This window comes from Roseovarius gaetbuli, assembly GCF_900172365.1.
Classification (GTDB): domain Bacteria; phylum Pseudomonadota; class Alphaproteobacteria; order Rhodobacterales; family Rhodobacteraceae; genus Roseovarius; species Roseovarius gaetbuli.
The window spans coordinates 1-18,112 of the sequence record NZ_FWFJ01000028.1; the positions used below are offsets into that span (position 1 = coordinate 1).

Below are 18,112 nucleotides of genomic sequence, written 5' to 3' on the forward strand. Positions count from 1 at the left end.
CCGAATAACCCTCAAAAATCCCATGTCTACCACTCCAATAGCCCCCAGCTGAATCAAGCAGGGGTAAGGTTGCACATGGGTCAATTCTCAATGACAATTTCTGCAGTTGCCGGGTCAGTTCTCAGTGACAATCAACACTGTAGGAACAGCGGCAATCGAGCAGCTTCGCGGATCGTGTCCAATCGTTCAATTGGGCTGACGCCAGCTTGAGCCGCATACCAGTGTTACCTGATTCAGTTTTTCTTGCGTGAATGGCGTGGTGACCGGCTATTACGTCTGAAAGGCGATTTTATAGCGAGGGGCTAAAATTATCCATCTATGGGTCCATTAATGGGTCCAATAAGGCGATTCGCTTGCCGTATAATTATCTGATAATTAACGATAAATGCGTTGGCGGAGGAGGTGTCCGTCGTTTGCGTTGTGGATTCAAGTTAAGGCATTGATAATAAATGGATAAGTATTTTGGGTGTAATTCATTTTGTATAGCGGTATGTATAGCAAGATTCAGCGTCCTCTATAATTCATTTCATAGCGAATTCTCGGATTGAGAGTCCTAGATTTTCTTTCTTTTCCCGCCACACATCCCCAAACACGCCGTCGCTATAGCAGAGACGAGCAGCAAGTGCTGCGTCACATCTGAGAGGTTAGCGATGAGCAAGAAGCCACATGAAGAGACCCGCCTGGCAAAATACATCGAGCGCAGGGTGCTCGAACTGAAAGCCAGAAAATCCCAGCTTCAGATTGCCAGTGAGGCCGGTTTCCCGAACGCGAATATGGTTACGATGATAAAGAACGGGTCCAGCAAGCTCGCTCTGGACCGGGTGCCAAGCATGGCTCGTTCTCTGGAGTGCGATCCGGCATACCTTATGGGTCTGGCCCTGAAGCAGGCGGTTGGCGACACGGCTGCCCAGGCCATCATTGAGATTTTCGGCCCCCCCATCACAGCGAACGAACTCGGCTGGCTTCAGGAAATTCGCGGGGCGTCTGAACATAGTGATCCGCGGATAACCAGCAGGTCACAGGTGGCCATCAGGGCGATCTTCGGGAGGTAGGCACATGGACGACACAAACGATCTGACACCGAACGAGCGCGCCTGGCTGCGCTTCCTGCGCGACGTCAGCAACGACACTGACCCCGGCATCACCTTGCGCCGTGTGCAGTTGTTGAGACGGCTCTGTGAGCCCAGAAGGACGTAATCAGCCTTCGGAGCGGGAATGGCTGCAGAAGTTGCCTTTCCCGCACCCCCTTCAAGAGCTGGCCGCGTTGCATGACGTTGACAAATGTTGACAAATGTTGACATCGGCCCGTCTCGACACCGGATGTTGTCAACATTTGCCTCGGTTTTTGGGCCCAAAAGCGGTGTTTTGGGAGGGTCCATGTTGACAACATGTTTACCTAATGTTGACAAAAATCGCCCCAAAAAGCGTTTTTCGTCGCGCGTATGTAAACCCTGCAATCAAAGCTGCCCTGTAAAACAAGGCAATTCAGCACGTTCAGAGGGTCAGGCCTAGGTTAATAGGAAGCTCAACTCGCGTGTAAGGCAGCGCGGGAAGCTCTGTTTTTCTGAATTAGAGCGTTGGGAGCGCTGCTTTGCCTAGAGTGAACAGGTCGAAGCAGACTGGACGAGACAGGTCAACTAATAAGGTGCATAGCCCATCTCCATCTACCTTGGGAGTATTCAGATGCGTCCACGTATGACCTTTGCCATTTGAGCCGGGGTTCCAACACTCCAGTGCGCATTCACGCGATCCATTGCTCATTAGGGACAGCGCGGCGCAGGCAACGGGAAGATGAAGTCTTCTCTAAACGTCAAACTCGCGGCTTCCGCCAACAGGCGCATGGCTGTTGTGACCTGCTGTTTGCCGACGTTGGCGCTGATCCACCAACCTGATTTGGTCTCCCTAGTTTCGAGATGCGGACTCCTAATGTGAATGTCCTGACTTCGACGTGCCACATAACGCCGTGCATGCGTTTTCTTGTTCGCAAGTCTTTCGACAGCGGAGGGGTCAAGCTCATGGATCAAGTCCACGCAGTGGGCGAACAAGTCCGGGAGATTGGCTCCCCTCACTTTGACCAAATATCTCTGCCATGAGATCGGTGCCCCGAGGATCTGGGCTGGGCCTTTTAGAGCATGCCATCAAAGGCGGAGTCTCGGGCTCAGGGCTATTAGTGAACCGCTGGTGCGCTTCAGGCGCCCCACGCAGGGACTGCATCACGCCGAAACTCGTCTGTGTATCTCGTTGCCATTCTTAATCTCCTTCATAGCAAACATTGCTCGAAAGAGACCGGAACTAAACCGTGGCAAGACCACTCGAAGCGCTGCGGAATATGAACCCAATTTGTCGGTGACAATCTTATCCGGAATGTATCCCTGCTTTTTCAGGAGTTTCCGCATAAGTTTAAGAGCCGCACGTTTGTTTCGGCGAGATTGGGCCAGGACTTCAAGAACCTCGCCCTCATCGTCAACGGCACGCCACAGATATGTCCGCTTGCCACCAATGCGGACAAAAACCTCGTCAAGATGCCAGATTCCTGACGGCTGAACTCTGCGGGATCTGACGTTGGCAGCGATTGCCGGGCCGAATTTCAAAACCCTTCGCCGGATCGTTTCATAGCTTGCATCAAGTCCACGTTCTGCAAGCATTTCCTCCACATCCCGAAAGCTCAACGGAAAGCGAAAGTAGAGCCAGACAGCACGATGGATCACGGCTGCTGGGAACCGGTGGCGGGAATAGGAAATCTTTCTCATCCCCTGCCGTTACCCTGAATTCACCACGCGCGGCGAGTTACCGTGACAATGCCATCAGAAGTCAGGTGATTTGGGAATCTTGAACGTCAACAGCCCCGAGTTTTCCAATTCCTGCGTAGGATTCGACCCTCATTTCTTCGATCAAATTTTGTCAAGCACGATATGGTTTCGGCAACTGTGAATTAAATCTTACAACTGGAAAGGGCATAGCCGCATGCGATTTTTTCTAGCAACGCTCGCGATTTTCAGTACTTCTACCGCGCTGATGGCCAATGATATCGTGATTATTGGCGGCCGCGTTATCGACCCCGAAACCGGTCTTGATGCTGTTCGAAACGTCGCCATCGAGGGTGACAAGATCGTGGCGATCAGTGAATTCCCGTTAGAGGGCGATGTGGTGATCGATGCCACCGGCCACGTTGTGTCGCCGGGCTTCATCGACCTGCATTCCCATGGCCAGAACATCGGCGACTACCGGATGCAGGTTGTCCAGGGCGTCACAACGGCGCTGGAGCTTGAATCCGGCATTGTGCCGGTCAGCGACTGGTATGAGGATCAGGCCACGAAGAAACTGCCGATGAACTATGGCGCGTCCGCAGGCTGGACCCACAGCCGGATTGCGACCTTCAGCGATACCGACCCACTGGCCACGGCGGCATTTTTCACGGATGCGCAGGGCCGCACCGACTGGAAGCAGGACATCGCCAGCCCGGAACAATCCGAGCGCATCATGTCTCTGCTCGAACAGGGCCTGAAGGACGGTGCGCTCGGTATCGGCGTCAACGCTGGCTATGCGCCGGGTTTTGGACACAAAGAGTATTACGCGCTGGCCGAACTGGCCAAGAAATACAATGTCCCGACTTATACCCATGTGCGCTATGCCAGCAACACCGAGCCGCAAAGCTCGTTCGAGGCGATCCAGGAGCTGATCAGCCTCGCCGCCATCACCGGCGCGCACATGCATCTGTGCCACATCAATTCGACCTCGCTATCGGACATCAAGGCCACGATGGCGCTGGTGGAAAAGGCGCAGGCCCAGGGCATCAACGTCACGACCGAGGCCTATCCTTACGGCGCAGCCAGCACCGTGGTCGGCGCGGCCATGTTCAGCGGCCCGGATTGGCGCGACCGGATGGACTCGACCGCCAACAACTTCCAGCTTGGCGCGGATCGGATGACCGAGGATGAACTTGCCGATTATCAGGCCAACAAGCCCGGCACCTTCATCGTCTGGCATTTCCTGGACGAGGCCGATCCCGCGGCCCTGTCGCTGCTGGACGTCTCGGTGACCAACCCCGCGACAGCGATCGCCTCGGATTCCGTGTTCTGGTCCTATTTCGATGAAAACGGCAACATTCTACAATACGAAGGCGATGAATGGCCGCTGCCCGACAATGTGTTCAGCCATCCGCGGTCAACAGGCACGTATACCAAGATCCTGCGGTCCTATGTGCGCGAACGCGGGGTATTGTCGCTTTCCGAAGCGATCCGCAAGATGTCGCTGCTGCCCGCGCAGACACTAGAAGACAGCGTGCCGCAGATGCGCACCAAGGGTCGGCTTCAGGTCGGGATGGACGCTGACATAGTTGTCTTCGATCCAGCCACGGTCGCTGACCTAGCGACCTTTGAAAACGCCAATCAGCTGACTGTAGGCGTGCAAACCGTGATCGTGAACGGCGGCTTCTCGGTGCGCGATGAGGAGCTGGTGTTGGACGCACCGAATGGCAGGGCGATCCGCAACGCTGTCGTAGACTAAAAGTACGAAACCACTGGAAGAAACACAAATGACTAAAAAATCCGCGGGGATTGAACAGGACAAAGACAACGTCGCTTCGAAGGGTATTTCCCGGCGCAGCTTCATGGCGCGTGGGGTTGCCGTTGGAGCGGCGGCGAGTGCAGCCGGGCTCGGGTTGACATCCAAGCCTGCCCCTGCACAGACGAGCGGGCCAGTCCGCGTCGGCGCATCAGGTTTTGAGCCGCTTGAAGTCGACAGCCCGATGGTTAGGTGGAAAAAGCCCCAATCTCTAGAGTTCATCGAAAAGGCGATCAAGAATTACAGTTTTCCCAATTGGCAGTCCGGCAACGAAGATTCCATCTACTACAACCTCAATCTCCCTGAGTTCTTCAAATGCTCTTATGTCGCACCCCCGAAGAAATTCTCAAAACTTGAACGCGCGATTGATCCGTCGATCTTGGATCTGGGCTATACGTCAGTTGACGGCAAATCCACACCGCCGCTTAAGGAATACCTGGTCGGTAAGCGTCAGGTTCAGGCGATGATGATGGCGCACAAGGGTAAAGTGGTTTTCGAGGTATATCCCGGAATGAATCCAACGGATATTCATATATGGATGTCGGCATCCAAACCAACCGTGGGTCTGCTTGTCGCGATGCTAGCCGATGAGGGCAAGATTGATCTGGATGCACCCGTCCCGACCTATGTGCCCGAGATCAGGGGGTCGGCATGGGAGCAGGCCACGGTCCGCAACGTCATGAACATGTCCTCCGGCCTTGATATCGAGGAAACCATCGCGAATTTGCTGAATCCGGATTCCTGGATCGCCAAATGGTTCACGGCCGGTTTTGAGCTGAACAAGGGCGATTTCCGCGAAATGTCGAAGAACGCCCAACCTCTGCCCGATGAGCCTGCAGGCTCGCATTTCCGGTATTCCGGCGCAAATACCCAGACGCTGGTATTGTTGACGCAATTTGTTACCGGAGAGCGGTGGCAGACCACGTGGAACGAGCGTGTCTGGTCAAAGATCGGGGCGAAGAACGCCTTCATCACCGCCCTTGCGCCGGACGGAACGCCCTTGTGCGCCGGAATGCACAACACCACGCCGGAAGACTTGTTGCGCTACACGATGATTTACACGCCCAGCTGGAATGTGGTGTCGGACGAGCAGATCATCTCGGGTAGGTTGCTGAAAAGCATCCAGACCATGGGCAATCCTGAGGCCTACAAAGGCTCGACCGAAGAGCAGTACGGCACGGACTGGTTCGGCGAAGTCCCTGACTACAACTCAGCCCAGTGGGACCATGTCTTCAGCGACGGCGCCATGTTCAAGCACGGGAACATGGGGCAGGGCATCTATGTCGATCCCTCCCGCGATTTCTGCGGCATGTATTTCGGCTTGGCGCCCAACCCGGATGAAATCTCGGGAGTCGATCATTCGCCGGGATTTCTGCGCAACGCTGCGAAAATGCTGGCCGGGGGATAAGCGCCTGATGGCCTCGGCGGGCGCTGTCAGAGTAAATCAGCTTGAGATGGGCAGGGTGGTTTCGTAGCCTCGTCGGATGACCAAACCTGATCCATTTAGCTATTTCAAAACGAGCCGTGAGATTATCCGCCTGGCTGTGATGTTGTATGTCCGTTTGCCTCTGTTCCTTCGCAATGTGGAAGATCTGCTTCATGAGCGCGGCATCGATGTGAGCCATGAAGCTGTGAGATACTGGTGGCATCGTTTCGGTCCAATGTTTGCCGCGGAGATCCGGAAACGACGTATTACCGGCATGAAATCGAGCAAGTGGCGCTGGCATCTGGACGAGGTTTTCGTGAAGATCAACGGCGAGCGACACTATCTTTGGCGGGCTGTCGATCATGAAGGCGAAGTTCTGGAAAGCTTCGTGACGAAGACACGCGATAAGAAGGCCGCTTTAAAATTTCTAAAGAAAGCAATGCGTAAATACGGCCGACCGGAGGTTATCGTCACGGACCTGCTGCGATCGTACGGTGCGGCCCTGAAGGAGATCGGTGCCGCAGACAGGCAGGAAACGGGCCGCTGGCTGAACAACAGGGCGGAGAATTCACATCTGCCGTTTCGACGACGAGAACGGGCGATGCTCCGCTTCCGGCGCATGCGAAGTTTGCAGAAATTTGCTGCCGTTCACGCTTCCGTCTATAATCACTTTAATCAGGAACGCAGCCTCTCAACGCGACCCAATTTCAAACTCAACCGCGCCGCTGCTCTCGCAGAGTGGCGTGGTCTTTGCGCGGCTTAAGGAGCAGCGTAACTGTCCATTCGGAGACAGGTTCGAATTTGTCTGGCAGCACCCAAATTAGCCGTTGCAAAAAAGGAGCCGTCCACAAATGACAGCACCTTCCGAACAATTACTTTTCGGAACTTTCGGGTTGTCTTTGAGTAACACTCAAAGAGCCGCGCCCCATCGCTCGAAGTAAGCTGACAGCCTTGTGGGGAGGAAGGCTCAGTGGGGTAATTCTATCAGACTCAACAATAACGGTCGAACCAGAGGCTGCACTTGGGGATCCCGGCAGAAAAATGGTAGATTTATCGTCTGACTGTTCGACCTCGAAAGCAATCTGTTCAAAGTCATCAAACCGAACGAGCACCGGTTGAAAGAGAGAATTTCCGCTGTCATCGCCACCGATACCGGAAGCCATTCCTTTGACAACTGCGTATCCGGGCACCGCATCAAAAAGCGCATTGTCCAACTGTTTCAGGCGCCGGGAAAACATGCCTCTGCGCGCAACCAAACCCGCAAGAATGCAGACAAACAAAATCAGCAAGATTGCCAATAGATTTGCGAATGCTATGCCCGCAAAATGCTCGACTGGTATGAACCTGTTCAAAGGAGCGGCGACCACCATGCTCAACTCAAAGACTTTTTGAAGAATAATGGCAAGGAAGGCTAAAGGAACAAGGAATATTATGCCGCCAAGAATAGTAGTTTTCATTTCAAACTTCCTCTGACACTATGTTTTGCGTTCTCGATTTCCAATCGTCGGCAGTGATTGGCCCCATTTGAGTGGTCCAGATTGGAAGTTAGTGCATGATTGGCCTTTGATCCATCGGGACGATGACCTCTGGCGCAGGTGGGCGGGAAGGAAGATATCATTGGCTGATCCCAAACTGGCCGAAGGCAGCGTGATGCGCCATGTAACCGTGATGTCATTCACGTCCAGCATCGGTATTATGGCCATCTATCTGGTTGATTTTTTCGATATCTTCTTCATTTCACTCCTTGGACATAGGGAAGTTGCCGCTGCGGCAGGCTATGCCAGCACGCTTTTATTTTTTGTTAGCGCCATGAATATAGGCCTTTCTGTCGGCGCCGGAGCACTGATCGCGCAAGAGTTGGGGCGCGCACAGGCATGGTATGCCCGTAGTATTGCTACAACATCGGCTGTGTTTGCCGCGTCACTGGGCATCATTCTACCGATCATTTTGATCCCCTTTCTGCCTTTCCTGATCTCGCTCCTGGGCGCTGAAGGTGAAGTGGCCGAAATGGCGCGCGGCTATCTTCTGATCGTGCTTCCTGCAACCGGATTGTCCGGCATGTCCATGGTCTTTGTCGCCGCGATCCGTGCCAATGGGGCGGCCGCTTGGGCGATGTATCCGTCGCTGGCGGGGGCTCTGGTCAATCTGGTCTTTGATCCTTTGATGATATTCGGTCTGGGCATGGATTTACCCGGAGCCGCAACCGCAACAGTGTTAGCGCGCATCGCTACATTCGGTCTGGCTTTTTACGCCGTAACGCGCCATTTCGATCTGGTGTGTCGCCCGAACCGCGCCATATTACACCGCTACATGCGTGATATCATGTCTTACAGCCTCCCTGCAGTGGTCTCCAATTTAAGCGCTCCGGTCGCGATGGCGCTTGTAACCCGGTTTATTACCGTGTTTGGGCCTGAGGCCGTTGCAGGTATGGCAATCATTGGCAGACTATCCCCGGTTGTCTTTTCGGTGGTTAGTGCGCTTTCAGGCTCGATCGGCGCCATCATTGGACAAAACTATGGTGCCGGACGGGTGGATAGGGTGAGTGAGGCCTATTTGGGGGCGATGAAGTTCTTGGGTGTGTATATCGCTATCGCGATGATTATCCTGGTGCTGCTGCGTGACGTGCTAGCAGATGCCTTTGGCGCACAGGGGCAGACCCGCGAGATGCTTTTTATCTTCTGCGGACCATACGCGCTCATAGCGTTCTTTAATGGCGCACTTTTCATCTCTTGCGCTGCGTTCAACAGCTTGGGTCATCCACGCATATCCCCAAGTCTTGGATGGGCCAAGAGCACAATCGGCCTCTTCTTTTTCGTGAGCATAGGCACACATTTGTATGGCATGCAGGGTCTGGCATATGGGCTATTGTTGAATGCAGCGCTGTTTGCTGCGATCGCCAACTGGATGAGCCTGCGCATCATCCGCAAACTGCCGACCCAGCCCCACCTCGCAAGCACCGACACATTCCAACAAGAGGATCGCCAGATTGCGGTTGAATACGGCAAGCCCTTGTATTCTTGATAACCTCAAGAGTGCATCCTTGATCCTATCAAGGAAGAAACATAACGCCTTAGGCTTTGTCAGAACAAATCGCCTTGAGGCGGGCAGGGCGGTTCAGTAGCCTTCACTCATGACAAAAAGTGACCCATTCAAGTACTTTCACAGCAGCCAGGAAGTCATACGCGTGGCGGTTATCGATCGCATTCGACGGTGGAGATGCCGTTCTTTTCGCAGATGCAAAGCTGGATACGGCCACCTTGATCCCCCAGTTTTATGCAAATCGCGACCATGCTCCCGCTTGGTATGCCACGCTCAATACGGAACAGCTTTTTGCAGAACTGAACCGTGGCCTTGAGCAGGGCTTTCGCCCAACAGATTTGAATCTTCCGGTACTATACGAATTGCAGGACGCTGAACAATCGCGCTGAGAATTCACATCTGCCGTTTCGACGACAAGAGAGGGCAATGCTCCGCTTTCGGCAGATGCGAAGTTTGCAAAAATTCGTCGCCGTCCACTCTTCAATTCACAACCATTTGTGTGGTTGCCGCCCCGCATGCAAGAAGTTTTTCCCCGCTGGACGTGTGATCGAGTGCGGTCTTGTGTCAGGCCTTTGAGTGCGACTTAACATTAGCCGCTGGCCGGTATGGTGATCCGCGGATCGGCTCCTAATCTTCAACACGAACTTAGAAGTTCAAATGGTTGTCCTGATTTTCCCGATCCAGATCTGTTCGATCATTTTGCCCATTCAGGTTATTGACTTTTCACACCCCTTTCACCGACGTCAAACATGTTCGGCAGCATGGGCTTCATGCCGTGACAGCTTGCGCCGGATCCCGATAATCCTCATTCTTTATCAACATGGCCCAGATCGCACGCGCCATCTTGTTCGCCAACGCGATCGCGGCGAGCATTTTCGGCTTTCTTGCAAGCATCCGCGCAATCCACGTTCCGTTGGCGATTGGCTTGCGGCTCAGCCAGTTGATCCTGGACATTGCGCCAATGATCAGCAAACGGCGTATGTCGGTCTGTCCCGCCTTCGAGACACGCCCAAGCCGCGCCTTTCCTCCCGAAGAGTATTGCCGCGGAACCAGGCCCAACCAGGCCGCAAAGTCCCGACCGCGCTTGAAACTCTTCATGTGGGAGCAAAAGCCTCGACGGCTAGCGCTGTCAATGGGCCCACGCCTGGCATCGTCTGTAGCCGTCGCGCGGTATCGGTTCTGGCTGCGAGGTTCTTGAGCTTCCCTGTCTTGGCCTCGATCCGAACTGTCTTCTCGCTGATCTGTTCAAGAAGATCGTGGCATTCCTCGCGAGCCAAATCGGGCAGTTCACTATTTGGCTCCTCGAGGATCGCCTCAATGCGTTTGATTTGCCGGATCCCCTTCGGAACGGTGTAGCCGTATTCGTAGAGGTGTGAACGCAGCGCGTTCGTCAATGCAGTGCGCTGGTGAACAAGCCGTTCCCGACCACGAAACAGGATTGCACGGGCCTGCTGGTCTTCCGACTTGGGTTCGACGAAACGCATCTCCGGGCGCTGTGCCGCGATGACGATTGCTTCGGCGTCAGCGGCATCGTTCTTTTGGCGTTTCACGAACGGCTTGACATACTGCGGTGCGATCAACTTCGCCTTATGACCCAGACGCGCCATTTCGCGCACCCAGAAATATGCGCTGCCGCATACCTCCATGACGACAACCGCGGGCGGATGATCCGCAATGAATTTCAAAAACTGCGTTCGCGTCAGCTTCTTGCGGAACTTCACTTCACCCGTCATCGATGCCCCGTGAAGCTGAAAAACACTCTTTGCCAGATCGACGCCTACCATCGTATCCTTTGTCATGGTTGCCGTCCTTTCCTGTTCCAGTGGCTGTAACACCACCATTCTGGCACATTACGATGCCGTCGAGGGAGGGCGGCAACCACCCCATCTTCAACCAGGAGCGCCACCTTTACTCACGGACCAACTTCAAGCTGAACCGAACCGCCGCTTTGGCAGAGTGGCGTCAGTTGGGCGTGGCATAAGGGGCAGCTTCCCTGTCCTTACGGAGACTTGTTCGCATTAGTCTGACACCACCGACCATGCACTAACATTCAGGCCGCTCCACCCGATGAGGGCAAACCATGACGTTTAGGATGTCCCTGCTGTTGGACTGCCATTCGGGCCTCTTGCTAAAATCGCCTGGATACATCATCCTCCAGATAAGAAGCATCAATAAGCCGAGAGATCTTAGTGTGCAAATTTCGAATTCCCAACTTATAGTCCAAAGCCTTGTAAAAGGTGTGAAGCAAACGTTCACAACCGGTCTGTGCACGTTGCTTTTTGTGTTGTTGGGGACCATCGCGGTTTCTGCGCAGAGTGATCCAGAGGCGACTGATGTGGATGCGATGGCGTTGGACGTTCTGGAAGAAGCTGCGTCCTTCTTGGAAAATCAGGACCGCTTTTCGTTCAGCTGGTTTGTTTCATATGATGAAATAGTCGATGGCCGAGAAAAGCTTACTTACACGCGAAGTGGCCGAAACACTGCGAAGCGTGACGAAGGATTTTACTCTTATACGGTATCAGGCGAAGACACCCGGGAATATTTTTTCGATGGGGCTTCATTTGTGGTCAACGATGTCGAAGAGAATGCCTATGCGGCAGTGCCATTCAACGGCACTTTCAACGCCCTGATCGACAGACTTGAAGCTGAATATGATATCCAGCTGCCAATCGGGAAGCTGATGAGTGATACGCTGACGGCCGACCTTCTTTCAGATGCAGAGTCGGCCGCTTATGTCGATCTTACAACGGTCGGCGGCCGTCCGGCACACCACTTGGCGTTTTCCAACTACGAAAGGGACTGGCAGATCTGGGTGTCGACTGAAGTGGATAGGCCAGAGGTTATTATGATGGTCGGAACAGATCCGTATCAGCAGGGTTGGCCGCAATACCGCGCTTACTTTACCGATTGGAATTTTTCTCCAGAGTTGCCGGAGGATCTCTTCACCTACATTCCTGACGCCGAAGCCGATCGGATGACATGGCCAAAAACGCCGAGTCAAATGGATGAGTTGAGAGGCAGTTCAGATTATTCAAGTGAGCCTGCACCAGACACTGGAAGTGAGTAAATGCGATTTACGAGACAAATATTGGCTGGCTTTTTAGCGTTCATGATTGGTGTGGGGGTATCTCCTGACCGAGCACTACAGTTTAATTTCTTTCCGGATATGGCCGAGGCAAGAAGTGATGCCAAGGCTGGGGGGTTCCATGGGCAGCCCAAAGGAAAACGCCCGGCAGGTGCCAGAACGAAACACTCGAGGCCATCAGCGGGTAATGTTGCACGTCCAAGGCCCTCGGGAATTGCAAAGCCAGGGCCCAAACCCCAAGGGATTGCAAAGCCAAGGCCCAAACCCCAAGGGATTGCAAAGCCGAGACCTAAACCGTCGATAGGGACTGTCCCGCGTCCTCGGCCGTCTCTGGGTGCGGTGCCGCGCCCTTCGCGTCCGGCGGTCAAGCCAGGGCGACCTTCCATGCGCCCGATCAACAAACCGTCGCGTCCAGATCCAGGAGTTCGTCCGAGCCGCCCGGGTGATTTTACAAAACCCATTGTCGGCAATCGACCGGGGGCATCGCGCCCGCCGGGATCCAAGCCACCGGGGTTCAGGCCCCCGGGGTCAAGACCTCCTAATGGCAAACCACCGGGACAGCGACCACCGCTGGTCGGCCGCCCCCCAGGCAACAAGCCCGGCCTGCGTCCGCCGGGATGGCGCCCGCCACATTCCAGACCGCCTGGCTGGCGGCCTCCTTACGTGCAGCCGCCTTATTACAGGCCGCCGCACCACAGATATGGCCGCTATTATTATAATAATACCTGGGGTTGGTTTTTTACAGGTGCGGTTCTGGGAGGAACTATGGCCTTTGTTTCCACGTTACCTGACAACAACTGTTCGAAGGTCATGGATGGAGCGGAGACACTCTACAACTGCAACGGCCAGCTTTATAGATCAACCTTTTATAAGGACGAGAAAGTCTATGAGGCCGTTTCTGACGCGCCGAACGCAGCGTCGGCTGAGCCAACAAACGTAATCGGACTGGCTCTTACAAAACCGATGACGCGCGGTGCTGTTGTGCGAGATATGCAGCAAAGATTGTATGATTTTGGCTACGATGGTGGGGGTGTTGATGGCGTTTTTGGGAGTGGTACGAGCACTGCGCTGATGTGGTTTCAATATGACAACGGTCTCGACGCGACCGGTATAGTTGATGTAGAGACCGCGGCTTTACTCGGTTATGATTCTCCTGTGGGCGCGCCTGTGCCAAATCTACCGGCAACTGCCCCGCAGATTGAGAGAGATACCGAGGTGCCGTCTGCGCAAGAGACAGCTCCGGAAGGCATGCCGGGTGCAGCCTCTGAATGAATGGGCCTATGATCATATCGACGTTGTGGGCGTCGGCCACCGCCACCATGATCCGATCCCAGTGGCCAGCATAGCTCCAGCGATTGAAGCGGTTGTAGATCGTGCTCGGCGGGCCATATTGCTCGGGCAGATCGGCCCAAGGGATGCCCGTGCGAAGAACGTAAAAGATGCCGTTGATCACGCGGCGATCATCAACACGCTTCACGCCGCGTGACTTGTCAGGAAGCACCTGCTTGATGAACTCCCACTCCAAATCGCTCATATCCGACCGCGCCATGTTTCTGCTTTCCCATGTCGTTTTGGGAGAAATGAATCACAAGCCTATGCGAAAGAGCAGAAATTAGTGGGTGCGCTGCCTAAGTTGCGGCCTTCGAGTTTACATGCTGGACCAACGGCAGCTTGAATATGGGGTGCAGCTTAAGAAGGTGTCATTTGGATGCGCCGCGCGGCTCTTGCGCCATCGTCAGAACGCACGTGAAATGCCAATCCCGTAGTACAGTTGATTGCGCGATCCACGATCACGGACGATGGGGCTGTCTGCGGCGTCTCCCAGAAGCCTTGAGTAGACCAAGCCGCCTCCGATCTGCCATTCCCGGCTTATTGCCTGAATGTATACGATGCTGGCACGCACGTCGCGCACGCCGGAACCCGCAGTGAACTCATCTAAGCCGCTTGCCGCTGCTCCGGAAGCGTCTACAGAGAATCGGCTGTCCATGAAATCTGACGACCCGTATGTGGCTCCGAGAGAAAATCCGAGCGCTCCAAAACGAGTGGCAGGAATCCATTTACTTGCAGAAGCCGAAGCGGTAATTCCGTTGTAAACGCCGCTGACATCGTGAGCGATGCCACCAGAGAGGCCCCAACGGTCCCGCGGATCGCCTGGCGACACACTCTCGTAGCCAACGAAGCCACCGAGCTCGAGTGATCCGTCGATATCTGGAAGAAGATCAACCGCACGGTCATCAACGTCACTTCGACCAAATCGCCAGAAAACCGTTGGACCTGCGCGCCAATTGGAATGCTGAAGAAGGTTTGCCTTTACAAAAGTGGCCTGAAAAGCTACATAGCGCTCTCCCCAAGAAAAGCGTCCGAAGGGCGCTGCGCCAAAAGACTGATCGTCCGAGCCAAAATAATCCGGGTAGGCACCTACACCAATTCCTACGTAGTTTGGCAAATACGACGGCGCCAATGACAAACTGTCGCTTTCCGCGCGCAAAGTCTCTGGAAGTAGCAGGCTTGCTAAAGCAGCAAGAGTCTTAGCAGTTTTTATTAACATGTTATCTCCAAACCATTTAGAAGATCGTTTGTTATGTCTTGTTCTTGAGACATTAATAAAAAGTTTTCGCAGCAGACCACCGAAGCGCCGACATACAAACGGCATCAAGTTTCCGTTCAACCACAAAAATCGCTCTGGGTACAGCCAGAGAAGTTTGCCTTTAGGGTTTGTCGATATTCGGGATTCCCATTTGCACTGATATCGTTGTCCTAGCAGTCAGGGCTTGAAAAATGGTTTCACCCTTCTGGGGTCGAATTGAGGGCAGAAATAACCTTTGCATCCCGCTCGTAGAGATCTTCACGAAACTGGACCTGCCCGGTCTCATCCATCCAGGCCGTGAAATAAGTTAGCAACACAGGTACAGGTTCAGGCAGGTTTATTCGGGTTGTCTTACCCGAAGCGAGAATGGCTTCCCGGCCCGCAGCCGACCAGTCAGGATCACTCTTCATGAGGAGGTCCGCGAGTTCGAAAGGGTTTTCGATCCTCACGCATCCCGAACTCAGATTGCGTTCGTTCCGGTCGAAAAGACTGCGATTATCGGTATCGTGGAGATATACGGAATACGCATTTGGGAACATGAACTTGACCTGCCCGAGGGCGTTCTTGGGTCCTGGCTCCTGCCTGAGAGACACATTCGGCGAGCCGTTCCAGTTGACCGAGGTCGGGTTGATCGGGCGGCCGTCAGAATTGAGCACCGTATAATTGCCACGGCTAAGGTAATTGCTGTCGCGACGGATCAGGGGCAGTTTGTCCCTTTGAAATATCGAAACCGGGACGGTCCAGGTTGGGTTGAAGTCAATATACTGGATATCTTCGCGAAATACCGGGGTTTGCCGATAGGCTTGCCCGACAATCGAGCGTGTCTTCCAGACCATCTCGCCATTCTGCACGAAGTAGGTTTCGGGGCCCCCAATGTTGACGAAGACATAGTCGCTGTCCAGATCGCGAAAAAGCCATCGCGCTCGCTCAAGGCTAGCGCGGAGTTGATCAACTCGCTCGTCGACGGTGCGGTTCAGAGCGCGGAAGGTCCGAGGCCCGATTACCCCATCGGCTTCGAGTCCATGCCGGGCTTGGAAGCCTTTAACGGCCTCGGTAAGCACGTCGTCATAGGCACGGCTCCCATCCAGTTGCCCCGGAAAGTCTCCGGTGATCCTGAGCCGTTGCTTTAGAACCGGAATGACGGGGTTCTCTTCGCCTGGACGAAGCACGGAATCTTCCGGCACCTTGTGCCAACCGCCTTGCGCCGCAATCGCCCGATAGAGCGCGAGCGCCTCCTGCAATCGAAGATAGGCTGGGTGGAGGATCTCAATGTCGTCCACAAGTGCCGAGAGTGATGCGACGTCGAGATACTGATTGACTAACTTTGCAGGATCGCCTGGGGCGAAGGCGCGTTCAAAGTTCCAGTTGGCATCGAACAACTTCGGGTCGACCTTGCCATAGTAGATATGTTGCAATAACCGCGCCGCGACCTCGGTGGCCGCAATGTCAAATCTAGCAAGTGCTGCTGCATCGCCACTTCTAGATACCGCATACAACTCTGCCAATCGATCGACCTTAAAATCTTCCTGGCGGAAACCATGCCGCTCGGCGTCTACGAGTTCATTCAGGAGATCCTCGCGGTGATCGCCCTCAAGCCAGATGGCTTCATATTCTCGCAGGGCATAGAGCCTCGCCACAAACTGGGTTGCGCCAAACCTAATATCCCCGATCATGTCCAAACGGCCGGATGACATATCCAGTGTGAACTCTTCTATTCGATCATTGACCTCGTTCGCCAAAACCTTTTCCGCCATGCCGATGAGTAAGGTAAGCGAAAGAAAAACATATCTCAGAAGGGTCTGCATGGTTGGTCTCCGAAAGTTGCCTGATCGGTGTTGATCTGTTGAATGTCACTGAGAACTGACCCGGTGTTGTCACCAAGATTTGGCCCGCTCAGTCGTTATGCTTTGTTCGTTATGATGTGGTCAATGCTGGCGTGTCCTTTCGTTTCTGTTTCGCAACCTCGGAGCTGGCTTTGAAGCGGTAGCTGTCATTGCCAGACTCAAGAATGTGGCATCGGTGGGTGAGGCGATCGAGGAGCGCGGTGGTCATCTTGGCGTCACCAAAGACCGTGGCCCATTCGCTGAAGCTCAAGTTGGCGATGATGACCACGCTGGTGAGCTCGTAGAGTTTGCCGAGAAGGTGGAATAGCAGCGCGCCGCCTGATGTGCTGAACGGCAGGTATCTCAGTTCGTCAAGGATCACCAAATCCGTCTTGATCAGCGCCTCCGCGATCTTCCCGGCTTTTCCGAGGGCTTTTTCCTGTTCCAGCGCGTTGACCAGTTCGCCCGTCGAGAAGAAGCGCACACGTTTGCGATGATGTTCGATGGCCTGGATGCCAAGGGCGGTCGCAATGTGGCTTTTCCCCGTGCCTGGTCCACCGAGCAAGACCACATTTTCAGCTGCGTCCATGAACTCGCAACGATGAAGTTGGCGCACTAGGGCCTCGTTGATCTCACTGGCGGCGAAGTCAAAGCCGGACAGGTCCTTGTAAGCAGGAAAGCGTGCGGCCTTCATGTGGTAACCGATTGAACGCACCTCTCGTTCAGCCATTTCCGCCTTGAGGAGCTGTGAGAGCATGGGGACAGCTGCATCGAATGCAGGTGCCCTCTGTTCGATCAAATCGCCGACAGCCTGCGCCATCCCGGGCACCTTCAGGCTGCGCAACATGATGTAATGGCGGCACCGGCTGGGTCATGACGCATGACGCGTACCTCCTCGCCTTAGGCCGTCATAGCGGCTGACATTGGCTTCAGGTTCCTCACTCAGGGCCAGGGCGATCATCGGCGTCACGTCGGGTTGGTCGGTCGGCGTGCCGTCCACCAGCCTGTGAAGCAGGTTCAGCACATGGGTCTTGGTCGGCACACCTGCTTCCAGTACCATCTCCACGGCGCAGAGCACGGCCTGTTCATCATGGTGCAGAACCAACGACAGGATATCGACCATTTCTTGGTCACCGCCGGGCTTTCTCATCATCAGATCCTACAATTGTCGGAAGTGGCTGGGCATTTCCACGAATGGGGCGCCATTCCGTAGCGTCCCCGGCTTGCGCTGGACCACAGCCAAACAATGGTGCCAGTCATAGATGACGCGACCGGGTTTGCGGTGCGATCTTTAAATGATGTGGTCATGGGTACAGACAACGGCCCCTCAGCCACGACCACCAACCGTTCGGGATAGATGTGCAGGCTAACACGGCGGTTTGCGAAGCTTGCGGGCACGGAGCAACTATTGTGATCAAAGGTAATCAGGCAGGTTTCCGAGCCATTCTTCAAGCCTCCTATGCCAGTCAAATAATGGCACAGTTTTAGGGGGCTAAGACGGATGAAGGGTTCAGGCCGATTGCCGACGAAACGCAGCCTTTTTGGATCCGCTTGTAGTTTTGGACCGTTTCTGTATTTTTATTGCTCTT

Annotated in this window: 14 protein-coding genes and 5 pseudogenes; 11 read left to right on the forward strand and 8 right to left on the reverse strand. The window is 54.4% G+C overall.

Annotation, left to right across the window (positions count from 1 at the left end; genetic code table 11):
- Window positions 1-650: 650 nt before the first annotated feature.
- Both ROG8370_RS13380 and ROG8370_RS20605 read left to right on the forward strand, forming a co-directional pair.
- A complete protein-coding gene (locus ROG8370_RS13380; protein ID WP_085827693.1) occupies window positions 651-1,052 on the forward strand; it encodes a transcriptional regulator in 402 nt (133 codons plus the stop codon).
- A 4-nt stretch (window positions 1,053-1,056) separates the two neighbouring features.
- Window positions 1,057-1,197, forward strand: a complete 141-nt coding sequence (locus tag ROG8370_RS20605; RefSeq protein WP_170925243.1) for a hypothetical protein — start codon at window positions 1,057-1,059, stop codon at window positions 1,195-1,197.
- Between the two features lie 1,016 nt (window positions 1,198-2,213).
- Here the strand turns inward: ROG8370_RS20605 and ROG8370_RS13390 are convergent.
- Window positions 2,214-2,750: an IS6 family transposase gene (locus ROG8370_RS13390; protein ID WP_212580081.1), complete on the reverse strand. Its 537-nt coding sequence runs from the start codon at window positions 2,748-2,750 to the stop codon at window positions 2,214-2,216.
- Between the two features lie 214 nt (window positions 2,751-2,964).
- On the opposite strand from ROG8370_RS13390, the gene ROG8370_RS13395 reads away from it, so the two are divergent.
- From ROG8370_RS13395 to ROG8370_RS13405, 3 genes are all read left to right on the forward strand, one after another.
- Window positions 2,965-4,506: an amidohydrolase family protein gene (locus ROG8370_RS13395; protein ID WP_085827695.1), complete on the forward strand. Its 1,542-nt coding sequence runs from the start codon at window positions 2,965-2,967 to the stop codon at window positions 4,504-4,506.
- 28 nt (window positions 4,507-4,534) lie between these two features.
- Window positions 4,535-5,971, forward strand: coding sequence for a serine hydrolase domain-containing protein (locus ROG8370_RS13400; RefSeq protein WP_085827696.1), 1,437 nt, complete (start codon window positions 4,535-4,537; stop codon window positions 5,969-5,971).
- A gap of 76 nt (window positions 5,972-6,047) precedes the next feature.
- Window positions 6,048-6,752 (forward strand): IS6 family transposase, encoded by a 705-nt coding sequence (locus ROG8370_RS13405; protein ID WP_085827697.1) that lies wholly within the window; start codon window positions 6,048-6,050, stop codon window positions 6,750-6,752.
- Between the two features lie 109 nt (window positions 6,753-6,861).
- Here ROG8370_RS13405 and ROG8370_RS13410 read toward each other — a convergent pair whose 3' ends face one another.
- Window positions 6,862-7,446, reverse strand: coding sequence for a DUF502 domain-containing protein (locus tag ROG8370_RS13410; protein WP_085827698.1), 585 nt, complete (start codon window positions 7,444-7,446; stop codon window positions 6,862-6,864).
- A 160-nt stretch (window positions 7,447-7,606) separates the two neighbouring features.
- Between ROG8370_RS13410 and ROG8370_RS13415 the strand changes: the two genes are divergently transcribed.
- From ROG8370_RS13415 to ROG8370_RS20990, 3 genes and pseudogenes are all read left to right on the forward strand, one after another.
- Window positions 7,607-9,010 (forward strand): MATE family efflux transporter, encoded by a 1,404-nt coding sequence (locus ROG8370_RS13415; RefSeq protein WP_139838146.1) that lies wholly within the window; start codon window positions 7,607-7,609, stop codon window positions 9,008-9,010.
- A 119-nt stretch (window positions 9,011-9,129) separates the two neighbouring features.
- Window positions 9,130-9,417, forward strand: coding sequence for a hypothetical protein (locus tag ROG8370_RS20195; RefSeq protein WP_139838147.1), 288 nt, complete (start codon window positions 9,130-9,132; stop codon window positions 9,415-9,417).
- Window positions 9,395-9,523, forward strand: a pseudogene (locus tag ROG8370_RS20990) (DDE-type integrase/transposase/recombinase); the annotation flags it as partial. The gene ROG8370_RS20195 and the pseudogene ROG8370_RS20990, both read left to right, overlap by 23 nt.
- 273 nt (window positions 9,524-9,796) lie before the next feature.
- Here ROG8370_RS20990 and ROG8370_RS13425 read toward each other — a convergent pair.
- Window positions 9,797-10,827 (reverse strand): annotated as a pseudogene (locus ROG8370_RS13425) (IS110 family RNA-guided transposase).
- 89 nt (window positions 10,828-10,916) lie between these two features.
- On the opposite strand from ROG8370_RS13425, the pseudogene ROG8370_RS21620 reads away from it, so the two are divergent.
- The 3 genes and pseudogenes from ROG8370_RS21620 to ROG8370_RS13435 all read left to right on the forward strand — a co-directional run.
- Window positions 10,917-11,009, forward strand: a pseudogene (locus ROG8370_RS21620) (IS6 family transposase); the annotation flags it as partial.
- Window positions 11,010-11,120: 111 nt separating this feature from the next.
- Complete coding sequence (locus ROG8370_RS13430; protein WP_170925244.1) at window positions 11,121-12,095, forward strand: DUF2092 domain-containing protein; 975 nt, start codon at window positions 11,121-11,123, stop codon at window positions 12,093-12,095.
- Window positions 12,096-12,878: 783 nt separating this feature from the next.
- Window positions 12,879-13,385, forward strand: a complete 507-nt coding sequence (locus ROG8370_RS13435; protein ID WP_085827701.1) for a peptidoglycan-binding domain-containing protein — start codon at window positions 12,879-12,881, stop codon at window positions 13,383-13,385.
- Window positions 13,386-13,398: 13 nt separating this feature from the next.
- Here ROG8370_RS13435 and ROG8370_RS13440 read toward each other — a convergent pair.
- The 5 genes and pseudogenes from ROG8370_RS13440 to ROG8370_RS13460 all read right to left on the reverse strand — a co-directional run.
- Window positions 13,399-13,662, reverse strand: a pseudogene (locus ROG8370_RS13440) (transposase); the annotation flags it as partial.
- A 186-nt stretch (window positions 13,663-13,848) separates the two neighbouring features.
- Window positions 13,849-14,766: a MipA/OmpV family protein gene (locus ROG8370_RS13445; protein WP_245827376.1), complete on the reverse strand. Its 918-nt coding sequence runs from the start codon at window positions 14,764-14,766 to the stop codon at window positions 13,849-13,851.
- Between the two features lie 131 nt (window positions 14,767-14,897).
- Window positions 14,898-16,505 carry a L,D-transpeptidase family protein gene (locus ROG8370_RS13450; protein ID WP_245827378.1) on the reverse strand — a complete coding sequence of 536 codons (1,608 nt, stop codon included), beginning with the start codon at window positions 16,503-16,505 and terminating at the stop codon, window positions 14,898-14,900.
- A 109-nt stretch (window positions 16,506-16,614) separates the two neighbouring features.
- Window positions 16,615-17,370, reverse strand: a complete 756-nt coding sequence (gene istB, locus ROG8370_RS13455; RefSeq protein WP_085827703.1) for an IS21-like element helper ATPase IstB — start codon at window positions 17,368-17,370, stop codon at window positions 16,615-16,617.
- A 24-nt stretch (window positions 17,371-17,394) separates the two neighbouring features.
- A pseudogene (locus ROG8370_RS13460) lies at window positions 17,395-17,972 on the reverse strand (Mu transposase domain-containing protein); the annotation flags it as partial.
- Window positions 17,973-18,112 lie beyond the last annotated feature (140 nt).